The organism is Acinetobacter sp. CIP 64.2 (genome assembly GCF_000369645.1).
GTDB lineage: Bacteria > Pseudomonadota > Gammaproteobacteria > Pseudomonadales > Moraxellaceae > Acinetobacter.
The window spans coordinates 693,589-708,234 of record NZ_KB850122.1 but is presented as its reverse complement, the minus strand read 5'-3'; the positions used below and the strand labels follow the sequence as shown (position 1 = coordinate 708,234).

Annotated in this window: 13 protein-coding genes and 1 pseudogene; 7 read left to right on the top strand and 7 right to left on the bottom strand. The window is 40.1% G+C overall.

All coding sequences use genetic code 11. The features are described 5' to 3' along the window. Positions 1-6: 6 nt before the first annotated feature. Complete coding sequence (locus tag F895_RS07740; RefSeq protein WP_005241948.1) at positions 7-960, top strand: siderophore ABC transporter substrate-binding protein; 954 nt, start codon at positions 7-9, stop codon at positions 958-960. Positions 961-1,042: 82 nt separating this feature from the next. Here the strand turns inward: F895_RS07740 and F895_RS07745 are convergent, their stop codons facing one another. Then, entirely contained in the window at positions 1,043-2,239 is a 1,197-nt protein-coding gene (locus tag F895_RS07745) for an MFS transporter (protein WP_005241946.1), read from the bottom strand. Positions 2,240-2,468: 229 nt separating this feature from the next. Beyond that, positions 2,469-3,374 (bottom strand): nuclear transport factor 2 family protein, encoded by a 906-nt coding sequence (locus F895_RS07750; RefSeq protein ID WP_005241945.1) that lies wholly within the window; start codon positions 3,372-3,374, stop codon positions 2,469-2,471. A gap of 272 nt (positions 3,375-3,646) precedes the next feature. On the opposite strand from F895_RS07750, the pseudogene F895_RS0118970 reads away from it, so the two are divergent. After that, positions 3,647-4,438, top strand: a pseudogene (locus F895_RS0118970) (DUF4198 domain-containing protein). Between the two features lie 312 nt (positions 4,439-4,750). On the opposite strand, the gene F895_RS07755 reads toward F895_RS0118970, so the two are convergent. Beyond that, on the bottom strand, positions 4,751-5,452 hold the full coding sequence (locus tag F895_RS07755; RefSeq protein ID WP_005241942.1) for an epoxyqueuosine reductase QueH: 702 nt from the start codon (positions 5,450-5,452) through the stop codon (positions 4,751-4,753). Positions 5,453-5,849: 397 nt separating this feature from the next. Between F895_RS07755 and F895_RS07760 the strand changes: the two genes are divergently transcribed. Beyond that, the gene (locus F895_RS07760; protein WP_005241941.1) at positions 5,850-6,770 is read left to right on the top strand and encodes a LysR family transcriptional regulator; all 921 of its coding nucleotides are present in this window, start codon (positions 5,850-5,852) and stop codon (positions 6,768-6,770) included. 85 nt (positions 6,771-6,855) lie between these two features. Here F895_RS07760 and F895_RS07765 read toward each other — a convergent pair whose 3' ends face one another. Both F895_RS07765 and F895_RS07770 read right to left on the bottom strand, forming a co-directional pair. Further along, on the bottom strand, positions 6,856-7,311 hold the full coding sequence (locus tag F895_RS07765; protein WP_005241940.1) for a DUF441 domain-containing protein: 456 nt from the start codon (positions 7,309-7,311) through the stop codon (positions 6,856-6,858). Positions 7,312-7,494: 183 nt separating this feature from the next. After that, the gene (locus F895_RS07770) at positions 7,495-8,349 is read right to left on the bottom strand and encodes a hypothetical protein (RefSeq protein WP_005241939.1); all 855 of its coding nucleotides are present in this window, start codon (positions 8,347-8,349) and stop codon (positions 7,495-7,497) included. Positions 8,350-8,800: 451 nt separating this feature from the next. Between F895_RS07770 and F895_RS07775 the strand changes: the two genes are divergently transcribed. Beyond that, a complete protein-coding gene (locus F895_RS07775) occupies positions 8,801-9,361 on the top strand; it encodes a TetR/AcrR family transcriptional regulator (RefSeq protein ID WP_005241938.1) in 561 nt (186 codons plus the stop codon). A 124-nt stretch (positions 9,362-9,485) separates the two neighbouring features. On the opposite strand, the gene F895_RS07780 is transcribed toward F895_RS07775, so the two are convergent. Continuing rightward, complete coding sequence (locus F895_RS07780; protein ID WP_005241937.1) at positions 9,486-10,265, bottom strand: ferredoxin--NADP reductase; 780 nt, start codon at positions 10,263-10,265, stop codon at positions 9,486-9,488. A gap of 118 nt (positions 10,266-10,383) precedes the next feature. Here F895_RS07780 and tsaA point away from each other — a divergent pair, with 118 nt between their 5' ends. Both tsaA and F895_RS07790 read left to right on the top strand, forming a co-directional pair. Beyond that, the gene (gene tsaA / locus F895_RS07785) at positions 10,384-11,097 is read left to right on the top strand and encodes a tRNA (N6-threonylcarbamoyladenosine(37)-N6)-methyltransferase TrmO (RefSeq protein WP_171067248.1); all 714 of its coding nucleotides are present in this window, start codon (positions 10,384-10,386) and stop codon (positions 11,095-11,097) included. 49 nt (positions 11,098-11,146) lie between these two features. After that, the gene (locus tag F895_RS07790) at positions 11,147-12,925 is read left to right on the top strand and encodes a type IV pilus assembly ATPase TfpB (protein WP_005241934.1); all 1,779 of its coding nucleotides are present in this window, start codon (positions 11,147-11,149) and stop codon (positions 12,923-12,925) included. A 467-nt stretch (positions 12,926-13,392) separates the two neighbouring features. On the opposite strand, the gene hemP is transcribed toward F895_RS07790, so the two are convergent. Further along, entirely contained in the window at positions 13,393-13,563 is a 171-nt protein-coding gene (hemP, locus tag F895_RS07795) for a hemin uptake protein HemP (protein WP_004653932.1), read from the bottom strand. Positions 13,564-13,740: 177 nt separating this feature from the next. Here hemP and F895_RS07800 point away from each other — a divergent pair, with 177 nt between their 5' ends. Next, positions 13,741-14,646 carry a thiamine phosphate synthase gene (locus F895_RS07800; RefSeq protein ID WP_005241933.1) on the top strand — a complete coding sequence of 302 codons (906 nt, stop codon included), beginning with the start codon at positions 13,741-13,743 and terminating at the stop codon, positions 14,644-14,646.

Here is a 14,646-nt window from a genome sequence, read left to right as displayed (position 1 = left end):
TTCGTTATGCTTTTCAAAAAAACATTGCCAGTCATGATGCTGAGTGTGGTGCTGGCTGCATGTGGTAATTCCAACACACCTTCTGTAACACAGGAAGGGAATACGACTGCTACACATGACACGCTTAGCTTTGAAAGTAAGGCGGGTCAGATCACGATTCCTGCAAACGTGTCTCGAATTGCGGTATTGGATACCAGTGCGTTGAATACCATTCATGCTTTGGGCGCAGATGATAAAGTGGTGGCTTTGCCGAAAGGCACACCATTACCAAAAGTGCTGCAAAACTATAGTGATGGCAAATATCTGGATGTCGGCACAGTCAAAGAGCCAAATCTGGAAAAAATTGCAGCCAGTCAACCTGAGTTGATTTTGATGAGTGGACGGATGGAAAATCTGGTGAATCAGATCAAACAGATTGCACCGACTTATTTTGTCGATGTGGACTATAACGATCAGTTCAACTCATTTAAGCAGCAGACCCTGAATATTGCAGAAATGGTCGGCAAAAAACAGGATGCTGAGCAGCAATTGCAAACGCTAGAAAAAGAGATTGCCGCTTTAAAAGCCAAAACCAAAGGGAAAACAGCGTTGGTGATCTTGGTGAATAACAGCAAGATTGCAGCGTATGGGCCAGGCTCACGCTTTGGTAATATCCATGATCTATATGGTTTTACCCCAGCCGATCCCTCGATCAAAGTCGGCTTGCATGGTATGGCAGTGTCACATGAATTTATTGCTCAGAAAAATCCTGACTATTTGTTTGTGATTGACCGTGGCGCTGCGATTACTGAAAATCAGCAAGGTGCCAAGCAGGTCTTGAATAACAAGATTATCAATCAAACCAAAGCGGCGCAAAATGGCAATATCGTCTATCTGGATTCAAGTAACTGGTACTTGATGAATAATGGCTTGGATGGCATGAAGGCCATGTTAAAAGAAGTGGCAGATGCGGTGAAATAAAGACTCAGCTGGATGATTTTAGAATAAAAACCCGAAGTTTGATTTTCGGGTTTTCTCTGTATCGTTCTTTTATGATTTGCCTTTAAGACACAACAGATCCATTTTTTTGTGAGTATTTGGCATAAGCCAAAGCAATCAATAAAATCGCCAAGCCCCCCAAACTTAATACGAAACCCACCCAGATCGGTGCTAACCAGCCCATATTGTGGCTGAGTACCCAACCACCCAAGAAGGCGCCGAGTGCATTGGCCAAATTAAATGCAGAATGATTTAGTGATGCAGCCAAGGTTTGCGCATCACCTGCGATATCCATGAGATGGGTTTGTAAAGCACCACCAAGGCCAATCACCGTAAAGCCAATCAGGAATAAGGCCGCAATTGCCGTATAGAGATGAGACATCATAAAGCTGGCAGCGACAAAGGCGAGTGCAGAACTGATCAGGATGCCGATAATGGTTTTAAACAGATTTTTATCTGCCAACCAGCCAGCAACCAAGCCACCAATCACCATACCCATGCCCCAAATGGCAAGGGCGATGGGAACCACACGAATATCGGCATGGGTATATTCCGTCAGAATCGGTGAAACATAGCTATATACCGAGAACATACCGCCAAAGCCAATTGCGCCGACGGCTAGAGTGAGCCACATATTGATATTTTTAAGGCCTGCCAATTCGGCTTTAATACTGGCGCTTTTTTGCAGTGGAATATTGGGAACAAATAAACTGACACCGATTAGGGTAATAAACGCAATGACCGCAGAAAATTCAAAGCCTGATTTCCAGCCAAATTGTTGCCCCAACCATGTGGCAATTGGTACCCCAATCACATTGGCAATGGTGAGTCCCATCATCACCTGTGCAATTGCGGTGGCACGGCGTTGTTTACCCGCCAGTTCAGCCGCAACCAAGGCGGCTACGCCAAAGTAAGCCCCGTGTGGAAAACCTGCAATAAAGCGAGACAGTAGCATGGCTTCTGGTGTTGTTGCAAAAGCCGTCGCTGCATTGGCCAAGCCATAAAAAAGCATCAAGCTGAGCAAGAGCGTTTTACGTGGTACTTTGGCCCCTAAGATCGCAATAATTGGTGCACCGACCATAACACCGAGGGCATAGGCGCTGATGAAATAACCTGCATGCGGCACACTAACATTTAGATCAGTGGCGATTTCCTGAATTAGCCCCATCGCTACAAACTCAGTGGTGCCAATACAGAAACTACCTACAGCAAGGGAAAAAATAACGAGGAATAGGGAATAGCGATGTGCGGGAGAGCTCATATATCTCAAAAAATAATTTCAATAAAGCTGATTATTTTTTCATACCTCGATATAAACCGATATAGAAAAAAGAGGAATCTTCAAATAAATCTATCGTTGAACTGAATGGCTTGATAGTAAAGTGGTCAGGATGAATTATTATGATTTAATTCCTGCGGATGAAACCTAAAAAGCCCAGATAATATGGGCCTTATTTAATCACATCGGTCTTCAACTAGATTTGATAAGTCTAGAACATGGTATTGCTATTTGCACTGTTTTCTGGAACAGCCTGATTGACATCCCAATGCTCTACGATCTTAGCATTCTCTACTCGGAAAATATCAAAGCCCGCATTTTCAGGTTCATTGCTCAATTTGCTGCGCAGTTGGACTGCAACCAGATCTCCTTCCGCAATCACGCGTTTAATTTCATACTTGGCAGCGGGGTCAGCTTGGAAGAGCTGTTCAAAGAAGGAAATAAAAGGCTCTCTACCATTTTCAATCCAAGGATTATGTTGAATGTAGTGATCTGCGAGATAGCGTTCAGAAAACTCTCTGACCTTATGTTGTTCAAATGCACCTTTAACAAATGTAGTGACTAATGCCTTATTCTCACTAGTGTGTGCCGGAGAAGTCGCATGGTTCTTATTCCCATTGAACATGATCTCTGGATTGGCTGCTGTGCGTTCATTTTCAGGTACATCCTGATTCGTATCCCAATGTTCAACAATAACGCCATTCGCGATGCGAAAAAGATCAACTCCTGCATTGGTGGCGACCTCTGTATTGAGTTTGCTTCTTACATGTAAGAGTACAAGATCATCTTCTGCAATTATGCGTTCAATGCTGTATGCCGCATCAGGATGATCAGCAAGTTCTTTCTCAAAAAAGTCGACAAATGCTTGTCGTCCGTCTGGCAAGTAGGGATTGTGCTGAATATAATTTTCGGAAATATAACGATCCGAGAATTCTTTTACCTTTTTAGCTACAAATACACCTTCATAGAAGGTTTTAACAAGCGCTTTATTTTGCTCCAGTTGCTGCTGTTGGGGATGATTGGTGGTTTGTGGTTCACTATCCATTTTTGAATCGTCATTACAGCCACTAAGTGTGGTAGAAAACAGCAGGGTTATTAAAATAAAAACTTTCTTCATTGTTATCGATCCATGTTTATAGTTTGATTTTAAAGAATATGTTGAACCCATCTATACTGCTGAACAATAGCGACGTTCCTTTGTAAACTATTGTTAACCCAAAACATCGCATTTTATTGCTTCTAAAAAGAACCAAGCTCTGTTGATTTGATGAGGTAGAATTCTGAAGTGTTGTAAATAGGATATGATAATTTTAATGATAATTATTTGCATTTATATATAATACAAAGCAGATGTTTTTAGCAGAATTTTTATAAAAGGTGGAAAAAAGAGTGAAAAAATTATTGATCAGTTCATTGCTGCTTGCTTCAGGTTATAGTTTTGCTCATGAACCCTATGTTGCACCGCTTGCGTATACCACGGAACAAACTCAAGTCGCAATGATCTCGGGTTATGCAGAAGAAGCTTTGCAAAGTGAATATGCATTAAAAGATGCAAAGTTTGAAGTTACCAGTCCGAATAACAGCAAAACCACAATTGCAGCCACGTCTAAATTGGGGTCGGCAACTGTATTTGATCTAAAGTTGCCTGAAGTGGGGACGTATAGTGTTAAAACTAGCACCAGTTATCCATTGAAATATGTACAAGATCAAAAACAATGGAAAATGTTCTTTGATATGCCAGCAGACAAAGCACCTGCAAAAGCTGAGCGTGATTTTGTCATTCCTGCGGACTTGAAGGCTAAAAAAATTACACCTGTTGAGATTACTCGTGAATGGACATTATTGACCTATGTATCTAAACACAAGAATACGCCTGTGCATGCAAGCACAGCACCGATTCAAGTTGAGTTTTTAACCCATCCAAGTGAGTTAAAAGCCAATCAAACCGCGAAAATTTAAGCATCGAAAGCCAATCAAGCATTGGCCAATGCGAATGTTGTGATTCGCGCTAAAGGTACAACCGATAAGCAAGGGATTAACTTAAGAACAGCGGCAGATGGCAGTGCTGATCTGGTATTTGCCAAAGCAGGCGAGTATCTGATTGAAGTCAGTGAGGCGGTCGATGCCAAGCAAAAGCCAAGTAATCAGTTCTACAGCATAATTAGTGTTGCTGTAAACTGACCTTTTAATGGAGTTTAATCTAGAGAAATTATGCTATTTCAGAGTCTTTAATTGAAAAGATTAGTATAAGGATTCAACTTCATTTCGACCTACTTTTCTTTTAGGAAAAGTAGGCAAAATCATTGCCATTCGCAAAACTCGTTCGCTACCAATATTTAACACTTTATATCGCAAAAACATTATCAAGCAAAAGTAATCCTGTCTCAAACAGTTGCGAATGGCGTTGCCGCGTATTTAAATATATAAGCTGCCTTTTATATGGTATATAAATCATTTAGATGATCATATATTTACAATATTAACATCGAAGAATTAGTCTGATTGATTTGACTCATCCTCCATCGCATTACTATAAAACTTAACGCCCAATTGAATGCGATCACGACCATTACTCATACGCCAGCGGTTGGTATCTCTGAGTGAATAAACACAGCCGCAGTATTCTTGTTGATAGAACTCTTCACGCTTGCTGATTTCAAGCATGCGAACTGCGCCGCCGTGTTTACGCCAGTTATAGTCCCAATATTGAAGATTGGGATAATGCGCTGCTGCACGCAAACCACAATCATTAATTTGCTGCATATTCTTCCAGCGCGAAATACCGAGTGAACTACTGATCAGGCTAAAGCCATGTTCATAGGCATACAGGGCTGTTCGCTCAAAGCGCATATCGAAACACATGGTACAGCGAATGCCTTTCTCGGGCTCGTTTTCCATGCCTTTGGCACGAGCAAACCAGTTGTCATTATCGTAATCGCAATCAATAAATGGGATATTATGTTTTTCGGCAAATCGAATGTTTTCTTCTTTACGAATCAAATATTCTTTCACGGGATGAATGTTCGGATTATAAAAAAAGATCGAAAAGTCGATGCCTGACTCAATCAAGGTTTCCATCACTTCACCAGAGCAAGGCGCACAGCAAGAATGCAGCAGCAGTTTGTTGTGTCCTTCGGGTAGGCTGAGCGTTTGGCGTTCAAGCGTCTTTTGACTTTGTCTTGTCATCGTAGGCATGGTCTGCAAAAGTAATTTTCTATTGTAAAAGTTTTAGAAGCCTGTGGCGGCTCAATAAAATGAAATGTTCTCAGCTTAAGCTGAAATTTTTTAATGACTCTATTTCTAAGTCCCCAGCGTTATCATGTTTCAAAACTATACCAAGTCGGAGATTACGACGATGAGATGACGGGCAGTTGATTGTTGATACAACACACGAGTAAGAGCTAAAGAAAAAGCTTATGTTGAGACAAATTAATGAGTTTTGTGTTAAGATGAAATAAATTCAACTAAAAATCTTTTTAGCAGCTTGCCTTTAACGAGGAAGCAAACCCATATTTAGAATTTGATGATGATTTGTAATCGGTTTCGCTTAAAAATGGGGGATGCAAGGGGATTAAATCACTAGGCCATAGCCATGTTAGAACTTCGTCATTTGAAAACTTTAATTGCTTTAAGAGAGCACGGTTCTTTGGTTGCAGCAGCAACCGATCTATGTCTGACCCCCTCAGCTATTTCACATCAGTTAAAAGAATTAGACCACTGGTATGGCGTAGAAGTTGTGAATCGTCGCAGTCGTCCAGTGAGTTTTTCCAATGTTGGAGAGCGCTTACTGAAACTGGCAGATGATGTCTTGCCACAGGTTCAAATTGCACAAACCGATATTACCCGTATTGTGCATGGCCAAACCGGACGGATTATCTTCTCATCGGAATGTCATAGTTGCTTCGACTGGCTTATGCCTTTATTGAATCAGTACCGTCATCAATATCCCGATGTCGATCTAGACTTTGCAGCGGGTTTTGAATCGAATCCACATGAATTACTGCAAAATGCGGAATTCGATCTATTGATTACTGCTGATCCGATTGCATTAAAAGGAATTGAATATTTTCCGATTTTTGAATATGAATCACGACTAGTACTTTCAAATACGCATCCTTTGGTGCGTGCCGAAAAGATTTCTGTTGAAGATTTAGCTGAGCAAACCTTGATTACTTATCCGGTTGATAAGCATCGTCTGGATATCATGGCGCATTTGTTTCTTCCCGCAAATATTCACCCTAAGCAGATTCGAACCACGGATTTAACTCAAATGCTGATCCAACTGGTTGCCAGTGGACGAGGTATTGCCGCTTTGCCTGATTGGGTGGTAAATGAATATGAACAAAAGGGCTGGGTGGTGAGTCGTCGTCTGGATTGTGTTTCACCGCAAGGCTTAAGAAGGACCTTATATGCAGGCTATCGAGTCGAGGATAAAGAGAAGAGTTATTTTAAAGGTTTTATTAAGCAGTTGGAGAAGTTTTCGAAATTACGTACAGTTTATTATGAGTCCTGATTAACCATCATTTAGCATGGAGGTAGTGGAGAATACACTACCTTGATCTTGATCAGTGAGATATTCTTATTGCTCTTAGGATGTATTAAGATTTACCAATCAGCAGGGACAATATTCCAGCAGCAATCAGAGGACCCACGGGCACGCCACGTAGTAAAGCAACGCCTGCCACGGTTCCAATCAAAAGTCCTGCAACAACATCGGGTTGATTGCTCATCAGTTTAACTCCGCGTCCACCAAGCCATGCGACCAAGAGTCCAACAGCGATTGCAGCTAAAGACTTAATGCTGATAAATGATTTCAGAATACTTTCACCACTGATTTTACCACTTGCGATAGGAGCAAGGACACCTATCGTCAAGATAATGATGCCAATATTCAGACCATGGGTTTGAATATAAGGAAAAAACTGATTCAATGGGGTGAGTTTGACCAAAATGAGACATGCTGCCGCGATGGTTATGGCTGTATTTTGACTAAAGATACCACAGCCTAATAAAACCAGAAGAACCAATAAGTTGACATCGAGTTGAGAAAACATGTGCTGAATATATGTGCGAAAGAAAGGTGAATTATATCGTAAATTACGCACTAGCTTTGAGCCAATTCATTTTCAGGTGATATCTGAAGATATGTTGCTATGCTTGTATTAATGAATTTTTTAGGTTGTAAAAAAGCCATCATTCAACTGAAAAGTTGACGATAGCCCTTGATATAAAAGAAATTAAGCCAATTTTTTGAAACTTCCGTAGTAGGCAATTTGTTCATCCCAGAACTGTTCCCATAAATCACAGTATTCAAGACAGAGTTGACGAATCGATGCGTATTCAGATTCAACGCAAGCTTGTGCCAGCACAAACCATAAATCATCTTCATGATCATCATCAGCTGCCTCAGCTGAAGCGTCATGTGAAACACCATGGACATAGTAATAACCGCTATCAACATCAAAACCAACAGCTTTACTTGCCTGACGTAATGCGGGGCTAAATAAAATGACCTCTTCTTCGGCGACAGCCAATAGTGCCGACACCGCCTGATAGCTATGGAATGAGTTTTCCAGATAATTGCGAACGCGTTGTGAAATGAGAGAAGGTTGATAGTCATTACGTTCTGCTTGACCTAGTTCAAAGTCATTTAACACGTCTTCAAAGAGAGGGTAATGAGCATATTCAGGATTGCCTGAATAGTAACCTTCTTCGTCTAAGCCAGGGCGGAAACCGAATTCATCCAGAATATTTAGATTAAGTAAAAAACGAGGGAACATTTTAGAACCAGATAATAAACGTGGTTCTAGTTGTTTGCTTTGGAATTGAGCCATCAATAATGCATCGGTAAATACTTGTACGATGGCATGACGATATTCTAAATGAATGTGTTTCAAAGTTTCTTTGTCAATGACACCGTCATTTAAAAGTTGAATGGCAGGATGTCGTGAAACAGGATGATTTGAAATTTCTGCGCGAAGTTCATTCAGAAAATTCAGGTTCTTATTCCAGACATCTGCAGAAATACTATTTTTCATACCTTCAATAGCTTTCTGTCTTGGGTCGTTAAAGTTTTCAAATTTTTTTGGCATGGTCTTGTACTCGATGAATTAATAATATTATTGCTTTTCCAATTATTTAGTTAGATTTTTTTTGGTTGCTTATGAATATAACTATTGGTTCAACCAAACATCTTTTTATTGGATGATTTAAATATAAAATGATTTTTTTGTGAAATCAATTTATTAAGTGGGCTAAAAAATAGTAAGAAAGTTTATTAATTAACTTAACTGTAAATAAAGAGTGAATTGCTTCACGTTTAAAAAAAATATTTTAAAAATAGAAAGGTTTTTTTACAAATGATCTTGTTTATAGACTGATTTTTACATACCCTATAAGAGGGACAATAAAGAAAATATGACTTTTCTATAATGCTCTTACAATAACATAAACACACATAGTGAGTGGCCAGAATTTCCAGCACTTAAACTATGTCTAAATAATGCATTAAGTTTTTTGATAGAATTCTAAAAGGATAATAAAATGTCAAAAAAAGAAGATATCATTGTAACGGCTCTAGATCTTTTTAACCGTCATAACTACAGCTCTGTAGGTGTGGATCGAATTATCAGTGAGTCTGGCGTTGCCAAAATGACTTTCTACAAATATTTTCCTTCTAAGGAAAATTTGATCGAAGAATGCCTTTCTCGTAGGAATAAAAGTATTCAAGTCGCCATTGAACACGAAATCAGTTTAATAGCAGAAGGTGATTATTTGGGGAAAATCAAAGCCGTTTATTTTTGGCATTTGGCTTGGTTTAATACAGATGATTTTCATGGTTGTATGTTTCAGAAAGCCTCTTTAGAAATACTACAACAGTATCCTTCAATTATTGGGCCGATTGTTGAATATCGTGAGTGGTTAATGGCGCTGATCGAAGATTTATTTGAAAAGGCGAAGGTGTTTCAACCACATGTATTAACCGCGATGTATATCAATATACTTGATGGTATGACTGCTTATGCGAAAGTGAACAAGGATCGCGCTAAAATTGAAGAGTGCTGGTATTATATTGAGCGTTTAATTCATTTGGAAGCTGCTTAATTATTTATTAAGTTTAGTTTTATTAAATAGCGATTTTAACCAAATTAATAAGATATAGTTTGATTTTAAGCTTGTTATAATAAAAAAACCGAGGCTGAAACCTCGGTTTTTTTATGGCTGAAAATTATTTTTCAACAAATGCACGTTCGATTACATAATCACCCATCACGCCCATGCGCGGTGATTCAACCAGACCATGTTGATCAAGTAACGCTGCAACATCTTTAAGGAAGGCAGGGCTACCACAAAGCATGGCACGGTCAGTTTCACGGTTGAAACGTGGTAAACCAATTTTTTCAAATAGTTCACCAGACTCAATTGCAGTGGTTACACGACCTTGAGTATGGAATGGTTCACGTGTCACTGTTGGATAGTAAATCAGTTTGTCTTTGATACCTAATTCTTCGAAGAACTCGTGGTTCGGGAGTTCATTTAGGATTAAATCCTGATATGCAAGTTCTGATACATAACGTGTACCGTGAACCATAATTACTTTTTCAAATTTTTCGTAAGTTTCTGGATCACGAAGCAGTGCAAGGAATGGAGCAAGTCCAGTACCAGAAGATAAAAGGTATAAGTTTTTGCCTGGTAATAGGTCATCATGAACTAAAGTGCCTGTCGGCTTTTTAGAAATAAGAATTTCGTCGCCCACTTGTACTTTTTGTAAGATAGAAGTTAATGGACCGTCTTGTACTTTAATTGAGAAGAATTCGAGTTCCTCTTCATAATTCGCACTCGCGATCGAATAAGCACGCATCAAAGGCTTACCATTTACTTCAAGACCGATCATTACAAACTGACCATTTTTAAAACGTAAGCTGGTATCGCGTGTAGTTTTAAAACTGAAAAGTGTGTCATTCCAGTGGTGAACATGAGTAATGCGTTCAACGTTAAAAGCAGCCATTAAAGGTCTCGATCACAGTTAAAAGAAACAGATGGCTATTCTAATCTAAAATCATTCTCGATAAACTGAATATATTTAATTGTGTTTATAAGAAAAAGTGATGAGTAATTCTGTAGTCATGCCGATCATCGGTCATATGCATTCTCCTTATCGTGAGAAATTTGGTATTCCACGACAACCAAATCTCGTGCAAGTCGAGTCCTATATAGAGATGGCGGAACCCTATAACGATATTTTAGCCTTTGAGGGAATCGAAGATTTTAGCCATTTGTGGCTGCTGTGGCAGTTTCATGAAAATAAAAATCAAGATAACGCTTTGAATCAAATGTCTAAATTTCGTCCGCAGGTACGCCCGCCACGGCTAGGCGGCAATCAGAAAATTGGAGTTTTTGCCACACGGAGTATGTATCGTCCATCTCCAATCGGTTTGTCGGTGGTGCGTTTTTTACGGGTTGAAAAGCAGGGGAAAGCTGTGCGCGTCTATGTGATGGGGAGTGATTTACTACATGGCACACCGATTTTCGACATCAAACCGTATATCCAATATTCTGATGCCATTGAGAACTCGATAAGTGGTTATGCGCAACAAGAACCCATTCGAAAAAAAGTACTCTGGACAGAAACTGCACAGTCGCAACAACAGCAGTTACTGGGGCAGAGGATTTTAGATAAAAAGATATTCGATGAACTAGAACAAGTGTTATCTTTAGATCCACGGCCAGCTTATCAAGATGATGTTGAACGGGTCTATGGTATGTGTTTTTCAGAACTGAATATTCGTTTTACAGTTGATGATAGTAATGTCACAGTAGTCAGTGTAGAGCAAAGTTAAAAAACTTTAAAAAATATAAATGTGTTAAAAATTTGGGGAAATGACGGTAATGCAAGCTCAGGCAAAATTTGCAAATTTTTCATTTACGGTTGATGTGACGTGGTGCTTGGAGCAACTACTGAAAGACGGTCGGATTACTGAACGGGATAAGTTACTCATCCAAACCACACATCGTCAAAAAGATCAGTTGAAATGGCATCCCTTACAGTGGGTCGCCAATTTCAATTTAAAGGATCAACTCAATGCCGGTTCTAGCTTAGGGTTGAATCGTTTATGTCAGTGGTTGGCTGAAAAAGCTGATATTCCCTTATTTGTAATTGATCCGTTAAAAGCAGATGTGGCAGCTTTAACCAGTGTGATGTCACAAGAATTTGCGGTACGAAACCATATTTTAGCAGTAGAAGTGCAGCCTGACCGTATTCTAATTGGAACGGATCAGCCCTTTATGACAGAGTGGCTCAATAATCTAGAACGTAGCCTGGCACCTAAGAAAATTGAGAAAGTTCTGCTTAATCCAGAACAGCTTCAACGTTATCTTATTGAATATTATCAAGTCAGTCGGGCGGTGAGTTCATCGCAAAATGCTAGTATTTATGATCGGGAAAATAAAGGTGTGGAGGCCTTATTGCAGTTAGGCGATACCCAGAACCCCGATGCTAATGACCAACATATTGTCAAACTGGTAGATTGGGTGCTGCAATTTGCCTTTGAGCAAGGCGCCAGTGATATTCACTTAGAGCCGCGTAAAGATAAAGGTAAGGTGCGTTTCCGTATTGATGGTGTGTTGCATACCATCTATAACATGCCTGCCAATACGCTTACTGCAGTGATTTCCCGGATTAAAATCTTGGGTCGAATGAATGTTGCAGAAAAGCGGAAACCACAGGATGGACGCCTAAAAACGCGAACACCAAAAGGACAAGAGACTGAATTACGTCTTTCAACGTTGCCAACGGCCTTTGGCGAAAAACTGGTGATGCGTATCTTTGATCCAGAAGTATTAGTGCGTAGTTTCCAGCAGTTGGGTTTTGAAGGGCATTTATTGCAGAGTTGGCAGCAACTGACTCAGCATAGTCATGGCATTATCTTGGTAACCGGACCAACGGGCTCGGGTAAAACCACCACGCTATATTCGTCTTTAAAACAATTGGCAACCGAGCAGGTCAATGTCTGTACCATCGAAGATCCGATTGAAATGTTAGAGCCCAGCTTTAACCAAATGCAGGTTAATCCCAATATTGAATTAGGTTTTGCTGATGGTGTGCGCGCATTAATGCGTCAAGACCCTGATATTATCATGGTGGGTGAGATTCGCGACCATGATACCGCAAATATGGCGATTCAAGCGGCATTAACTGGCCATCTGGTACTTTCCACTTTACATACCAATGATGCTCCTTCTAGTTTGACGCGTTTACATGATCTCGGTATCCAGCCGTTCCTCACCGCAGCTACTATTTTAGGGGTTCTGGCACAGCGTTTAGTCCGAAGACTGTGCCCAAGCTGTAAGCAAGCAGGGCCGATGAATGAACAACAGTGGGAACATTTAACCTTTGACTATATGATGGATATGCCGACGACCATGTATAACGCAGTAGGGTGTGAAGCATGTCGCCATACGGGTTATAAAGGCCGTGTTGGGATTTATGAGTTTATGCCAGTCAGCTTAGAACTCAAGTCATTGATTAGTGCGCATGGTACATTGAATGATTTAAAGGCACAGGCCAAAAAAGAAGGCATCGAACCTTTACGTATAGCTGGTGCGCGTAAAGTACTTGAGGGCGTAACCACGCTTGAAGAAGTTCTGCGTGTGGTGCCGTTGAGCTGATAATTTGTGCAGACTGGCTCTAATTTTCAGATTCAGCTCATTTCATTTGCTTTAATGGATATCGCGAATTGATGACTGCAGTATGAGGTCTGTTCAAATCATCACGGCTCAAAAAAAGCTGACCATGAAAGAGGATATGTCTTTAAAAATAAAAGGTCATGATGTTGACTAGTGAAATGGATATTAACTATAAACTGGTCAAGCACCTTGAGGTTGCTGTCGATCAAGTTTAAACCACTAGGTTATTCCAGAACTCAACATGGTTATCATCTGATTTTTTGCATGTGTTTTATTTTAAGATTAAAGTGACAGATCTCATGAATGCATTTGCTGAATACGTGGATTTTAAAGCCACCATCATGTTGACGTAATCAGGCAAATTTAAATGGGCTATGCGATTAAAAAAGCAGTATGCGCTGACATACTGCTATTCCCACGTTTGTTATTTTTGTCCGATTATTATTATATTACTTGGTTAAAATCAGGCGATTGTTGCGGGTTAAACGTAAGCGGTACTCCTCACCAGCATGCATAATGCGAATTTCTCGGCCTAGGGCAAAAAGGTTATTTGAATGCAACATTGGTAAAGATTGAGCTGCATCAGTACTACGAGTGAAAAGGCTAAATGGTGCGTTCATTTGTTATGCTCCGTGGTGTGTTTTTTAATGATTTAAATGATAATCATTATCGAATAGGCCTGTCAACGGAAATTTTAACAATTTACAAAATCCTCTATTAATTTTGTTTTTTGACATGGGAATAGTGCCTTAAAGCCCTTAAAATAAAGCCGAAAAGATGAGAGATTTTAGTCTGTTATGGCCAAAGCTACGGTTGATGTTGCGATCGCAATTCTATTACATAAAAGCAAAGTATTGGTGGGCTGGAGACAAGCCAATCAACATCAAGGCAATAAACATGAATTTCCAGGCGGAAAAGTTGAATTGGGGGAGACGCCTGAACAGGCCTGCCGCCGTGAAATTTTTGAAGAAGTAGGGATTGGACTAAAAGACTGGCATGTATTTGATCGGATTTGTCACGAATATGATGACATCATTGTCAATTTACATTTATTCCATGCCTATGTACCTGATGGGTTACTTAATCTTATCCATCAGCCTTGGGCATGGTATCGCCGTGATGAGTTGGTAAATTTAAATTTTCCCAAAGCCAATGCCGCAATTTTAAAACGTTTAAGCTGGCCACATCTGATTCAAATCAGTGATCAGCTCAATCAGATGTCACAATACAACACCTTGCTCTATTGGCGGACTGCTTTAGAGGATCAAGCTCAGATTGATTCACAATTGCAGATTTTAACTGATGAACAATATTCACGCTTGATTGTGAATTACGCACTTTGGCAGCAATTGAGCAGTGATCTGCAAGCAAAAATTCAAACTATTCACCTCAAACAGTCTCAACTGATGCAGTTGAACAAAGCTGAACTGGTTATAGGGAAACGTTTGATTGCGGCATGTCATGATGCTGTGGCCTTGCAGCATGCCCATCAGATTGGCTGTGATGCGGTGTTTCTCAGTCCTGTAAATGCGACAACAACACATCCTGAAGCACAGGGCTTAGGCTGGGAGGGTTTTGCTGAATTGGCACAAGGCTGTGATATTCCTGTATTTGCCTTAGGAGGGGTTGCTCCTGCAGATTTAGAACAAGCCCAAAAACATCATGCTTATGGGCTTGCAGGGATTCGTCAGTTCAAACTTTAA

Bases quoted from the DNA above. Each gene is read 5' to 3' on its own strand.
- F895_RS07740 (WP_005241948.1), top strand. From the start codon at position 7: ATGCTTTTCAAAAAAACATTGCCAGTCATGATGCTGAGTGTGGTGCTG.
- F895_RS07745 (WP_005241946.1), bottom strand. From the start codon at position 2,239: ATGAGCTCTCCCGCACATCGCTATTCCCTATTCCTCGTTATTTTTTCC.
- F895_RS07750 (WP_005241945.1), bottom strand. From the start codon at position 3,374: ATGAAGAAAGTTTTTATTTTAATAACCCTGCTGTTTTCTACCACACTT.
- F895_RS07755 (WP_005241942.1), bottom strand. From the start codon at position 5,452: ATGCCTACGATGACAAGACAAAGTCAAAAGACGCTTGAACGCCAAACG.
- F895_RS07760 (WP_005241941.1), top strand. From the start codon at position 5,850: ATGTTAGAACTTCGTCATTTGAAAACTTTAATTGCTTTAAGAGAGCAC.
- F895_RS07765 (WP_005241940.1), bottom strand. From the start codon at position 7,311: ATGTTTTCTCAACTCGATGTCAACTTATTGGTTCTTCTGGTTTTATTA.
- F895_RS07770 (WP_005241939.1), bottom strand. From the start codon at position 8,349: ATGCCAAAAAAATTTGAAAACTTTAACGACCCAAGACAGAAAGCTATT.
- F895_RS07775 (WP_005241938.1), top strand. From the start codon at position 8,801: ATGTCAAAAAAAGAAGATATCATTGTAACGGCTCTAGATCTTTTTAAC.
- F895_RS07780 (WP_005241937.1), bottom strand. From the start codon at position 10,265: ATGGCTGCTTTTAACGTTGAACGCATTACTCATGTTCACCACTGGAAT.
- tsaA (WP_171067248.1), top strand. From the start codon at position 10,384: ATGCCGATCATCGGTCATATGCATTCTCCTTATCGTGAGAAATTTGGT.
- F895_RS07790 (WP_005241934.1), top strand. From the start codon at position 11,147: ATGCAAGCTCAGGCAAAATTTGCAAATTTTTCATTTACGGTTGATGTG.
- hemP (WP_004653932.1), bottom strand. From the start codon at position 13,563: ATGAACGCACCATTTAGCCTTTTCACTCGTAGTACTGATGCAGCTCAA.
- F895_RS07800 (WP_005241933.1), top strand. From the start codon at position 13,741: ATGGCCAAAGCTACGGTTGATGTTGCGATCGCAATTCTATTACATAAA.